At 44.9% G+C, this 4,092-nt stretch carries 4 protein-coding genes and 2 pseudogenes; 5 read left to right on the top strand and 1 reads right to left on the bottom strand.

Annotated elements, in window-relative coordinates; genetic code table 11:
* From LUQ50_RS05045 to LUQ50_RS05035, 3 genes and pseudogenes are all read left to right on the top strand, one after another.
* Positions 1 to 235: pseudogene (locus tag LUQ50_RS05045) on the top strand (hypothetical protein); the annotation flags it as partial.
* 557 nt (positions 236 to 792) lie between these two features.
* Positions 793 to 1,347, top strand: coding sequence for a TATA-box-binding protein (locus LUQ50_RS05040; RefSeq protein WP_300037120.1), 555 nt, complete (start codon positions 793 to 795; stop codon positions 1,345 to 1,347).
* Between the two features lie 92 nt (positions 1,348 to 1,439).
* Entirely contained in the window at positions 1,440 to 2,246 is an 807-nt protein-coding gene (locus LUQ50_RS05035; RefSeq protein WP_300037117.1) for a sulfite exporter TauE/SafE family protein, read from the top strand.
* 17 nt (positions 2,247 to 2,263) lie between these two features.
* Here the strand turns inward: LUQ50_RS05035 and LUQ50_RS05030 are convergent.
* A pseudogene (locus tag LUQ50_RS05030) lies at positions 2,264 to 2,899 on the bottom strand (SOS response-associated peptidase).
* A gap of 334 nt (positions 2,900 to 3,233) precedes the next feature.
* Between LUQ50_RS05030 and LUQ50_RS05025 the strand changes: the two are divergent.
* Together LUQ50_RS05025 and LUQ50_RS05020 are read left to right on the top strand one after the other, a co-directional pair.
* Positions 3,234 to 3,749, top strand: a complete 516-nt coding sequence (locus tag LUQ50_RS05025; RefSeq protein WP_300037114.1) for an RDD family protein — start codon at positions 3,234 to 3,236, stop codon at positions 3,747 to 3,749.
* Positions 3,750 to 3,842: 93 nt separating this feature from the next.
* The coding region (locus tag LUQ50_RS05020; protein WP_300037110.1) for a hypothetical protein at positions 3,843 to 4,092 on the top strand (250 nt) is incomplete at its 3' end.

Below are 4,092 nucleotides of genomic sequence, written 5' to 3'. Positions count from 1 at the left end.
TGGAACGAATGTGCTGACCGATCCGATCTATAACTCCCCGGAGATGCACAATGTCTCCCGTGCGGTGATCGATAATCCGGAAGGGACGATTATGTACACCTTCTGGGACCAGAACTCGAACCGGCAGGTGAAGAAACAGGCGGTGTGGAAGACCCTGGACATGGACAACCAGGAATGGAGGGTTGGAGTTGTCAGGGATACCAGTGCAACCCCGGTGGAAAAATCCGGGGATTAATAGTAACAAGAGGAGGTCATGCGAGCCCTGGACGAAACATGCTCTCTTCTTTATAAAACACCGTCTGTTCAGTGAGAAATCTCATACATACCATGAAATATTTACCTTAGAGAATACTATGTTATTTTAGGTTTTCAGTAATTCCTGTTATCATCGTGGATTTTGCACCTGTCGGGATATCCCTGATTGGTATCTTTTTCTGACCGCAGGTCTCCTGGGGTTGTTACTGGCCCTCTCAACGTATGGAATGAAAGGACGGTATGGTACCTCTCCTGAACGACATGGTTCTGAAACAAAAAACCCGGTTCTCTGAATAATCCTTCTTTTAACCTGTCGTGTCAGGTACGAACTGAGTTCTGCAGGAAAAGGGAATTGTTTTAGATATGCGCATTTTTTAGGGGATATATATACGCCGCCTGGGGACATAACGCAGATAAAAAACGGGAATTTTATCATGAATCCTTACTTAAATCGTAGAACCGGATGATAAATTGGGATTTGTTACAGTATTTACCCTGCCTACCGATTTTATCGAACTCTGAACACAAAATTTAACAATGAAACAGGAAGAGGATGAGTCATTACAGATCGTAAATATTGTTGCTTCGGGAACCCTTGCAGACTCCATCGATCTGGGTATATTACCCGATACCCTTCCCGGATGTACATTCAATGCAAAACGGTTTCCCGGTGCAATTTTCCGGATGCAGGATCCGAAATGTGTAGCACTCATCTTCTCTACCGGGAAAATTGTCCTTACCGGATTCCATTCTCTTGAAGATGTCCCGGTGGGACTTGAGAGATTTGTGAATATGTCAAAAAAAGCGGGAATATCCTGTTATCCAGGACCAAAAGTAGACATAACGAATATTGTCTGTTCGTATAGTCTTGGTTATCAGTGCAACCTGAACAGAATCGTTACGACATTACAGTATGAACATGTTGAATATGAACCGGAGCAGTTTCCCGGACTCGTATACCGGATTCCTGATCCGAAGATCGTCGTTCTCATCTTCACGTCAGGTAATATTATTCTTACGGGTGGAAAAAACATGGAAAGCATAAAGAGAGGACTGATTTTTTTTAAAGAGGTAATGGAAACTGTGGGATAATCAGGAAGGATTCTATAATCGCCCGTCACCATATATACCTGGTTTATTACGAATTTCCTGTTTCAGTGCCCTGTTATTCCTGAGGTTCCCTGATGGAACCAGTTCTTGTTATCATTGGTATCCTGCTCGTGTGCGGGATCATTGCAGGTTTTTTGTCGGGACTGCTCGGAGTTGGCGGAGGACTTTTCATGGTTCCTGTTATCTTTATCCTTCTCTCTGATTACGGGTACGGGGAGTATGCTATGCTTACTGCTGTAGCGACATCAGCAGCGGTAATTCTTCCGACTTCTGTCAGCGGAACCTTCCGCCAATGGCGGATGAAGAATATCTGCTGGCACACTTCCCTTATTCTGGGGACCGGGGGGATAATCGGTTCTTTTTTCGGGAGCATGGTTTCACTGGCGTTACCCGGGGAAGTCCATGTCAGCCTTTTTGCATTTTTTTTACTTTTTCTCGCCTTTTGGATGGTTTTCAACAAGTCCGGGTACCTGGGCAGATTTCATCTCGTTGAATCAGGTCTTTCGTTTGGTTTTTTTGGTTTCATCGTAGGAACAGCCTCCGGAATGTTTGGAATCGGAGGAGGAATGCTCCTTATTCCTGTTCTGACGATCTTTTTCGGGTATACCATGTTCCGATCGGTGGGTATCTCCCTTGCTGCCATGGTATTAACCTCCGGGGGAAGTGTCTGTTCCTATATCCTTCTCGGATGGGGGAAACAAGGCCTCTTTCCGTATTCCCTGGGGTATGTCAACCTCTTCGTTGCAGGAGTATTACTCTGCACATCAGTTCCGGCTGCCCAGGCCGGAGCAATATTCAGCAGCAGAATCCAGGAAAAAATGCACCTGCTGTTATTTACCGCGATGCTTCTCGTCATAGCCTTCAGGATGCTCCTCTCATAATCACCGGTGAGATATAACTACTGGTTTCCCAGGGTCATCTGACCTGATCCCGGTTTCCTGGGTATGATAAGCCCGGGTTCATCCACTTCCACCTGGTTAACCCTGGATGATACCTCGTGTGAATCCAGTGGTTCATGTATGACTGAAATACTTCCGTCTTTTAAATATGCAGGTTCCTGGGAGGGATGAAGTATTACTGGCATCCGGTCGTGGATATCCGTATACGGAGGGATCGCCCGGGCCGTAATGATCACGACCTGGTCCCTTTCTGAAGAATGACGGATAAATCCGGCAAATGAGATGAGGGGCCTCAGTCTTGATGAAAAATAAATCTGAGTCTTCCTTCACATATAATATTTCCACTCGTAATACCCTGATGCCGGAATCAGGCACCGGTGATTCTGAAATGAATCCCTGAACAGGAATTTTTCCTGGATAGTTTCAATCCGGGCGTTAATGATCAGGTGCGGCTGATTGGTCCGTATTCCCCACTCGTACATATATGACTTGCTGGTTTCTCCTTCTCTGATTATTACGAGAATAGTATTGCCAGGAGAGAGATTATAGCTCGGCCGGTATTCCGGCGGGACTGATACCCCATACCGCTCATAGATCTCACCAGGAGATGCTGCAATACAAAAGCGTCCGCACATGTTGTCAGTACCGGTGTTTTGATATGGAACTTTCATGGATTAAAACCCGGCGGGATATTCTCTATTGAACTCATCTTGTTCGGGCAGTTGCTCCCTCGGGTTTAGATTATCAGAGGGAAAATCCGGGGATTACCTGGTCGAATCCGGACTAGATATCTCATTAACCTCATTCAAAACCCTCATATTACGTTGAATTATTGAGATTGTGCATCTTTTCTGTACAGGAATACAAATCAATATATTAATAAGGTTGAAAGAGATGAGTACCTCAATAATACTGGTTGTTTATCTTCCGGTTTTGGTTCTCTTCCCATGGCCAGATTTTGGTGAAATAATGACAGATCTAAATTATTGTCCTACCTGTGGAGCGGCACTGGAATATAAAGAGGCTGAAATATGTCCTCATTGTGGCGTGAGAATCAGGAGTTCGTCCTCAGAAGAACGATATGCCGGTTTCTGGATCCGGTTTGCCGCATATATTCTTGATGGGATTGTTTTACTGATACCTACCCTTATAATCGTTTTTATCGCTCTCTCTATCACCCTGACATCCACTCAGCTGATGGGCAACCTTTTCTCACTGGTTGCTGGTTTAATTATTTCCTGGCTATATTTTGCCCTCCAGGAGAGTTCAAAATACCAGGCCACCCTGGGAAAACGCGGGGCAGGGGTAATGGTGGTGAATGCAGAGGGCGAAAGAATTACACTCGGGCAGGCTACTATCAGATGGATTATCAAGGCAATCCCTATCCTCAACCTGATATCGTATATCATCCTTGCTATCGATGAGAAGAAACAGGGACTGCATGACAAGGCTGCAGGTACCTTCGTGGTAAACAAGCAAAGGTAATAATTATTCTTTTTTTTCGAAAAAAGCCCTGATAAAAATATCAGGATTGATAGGCATAAAGAGCCCTGATCTTGCCTTAGGAATACGCCGATCATGACTGACCCGGACCAGGCCATGGGTATCTCCTGTATCTTTATGGTATTTCATAACTCAAAAGATAATCCTCCGGGTTTAGGTACAACTCCCGTCTCCGGGCAGGCTGAAGCAGATTGTCATCATCCCTTTTTTAGGTATATGTTTTCAGATACCCGGGAAGATTTCATACAGACGGGAGAAAAAACCAGTAATGGCTTCTTATGGATTTTAAAGGAAATCCGGGTAGATCCTTCATCCCCTGATATGA

The organism is Methanospirillum sp. (assembly GCF_028679455.1).
In the GTDB taxonomy this organism is placed as follows: Archaea; Halobacteriota; Methanomicrobia; order Methanomicrobiales; family Methanospirillaceae; genus Methanospirillum.
The sequence above is the reverse complement of the archived record's forward strand: the minus strand, read 5'-3'. Positions and strand labels throughout refer to the sequence as shown.

Excerpts from the sequence above, each read along its gene's own strand:
- LUQ50_RS05040 (WP_300037120.1), top strand. The coding sequence starts at position 793 with ATGAAACAGGAAGAGGATGAGTCATTACAGATCGTAAATATTGTTGCT.
- LUQ50_RS05035 (WP_300037117.1), top strand. The coding sequence starts at position 1,440 with ATGGAACCAGTTCTTGTTATCATTGGTATCCTGCTCGTGTGCGGGATC.
- LUQ50_RS05025 (WP_300037114.1), top strand. The coding sequence starts at position 3,234 with ATGACAGATCTAAATTATTGTCCTACCTGTGGAGCGGCACTGGAATAT.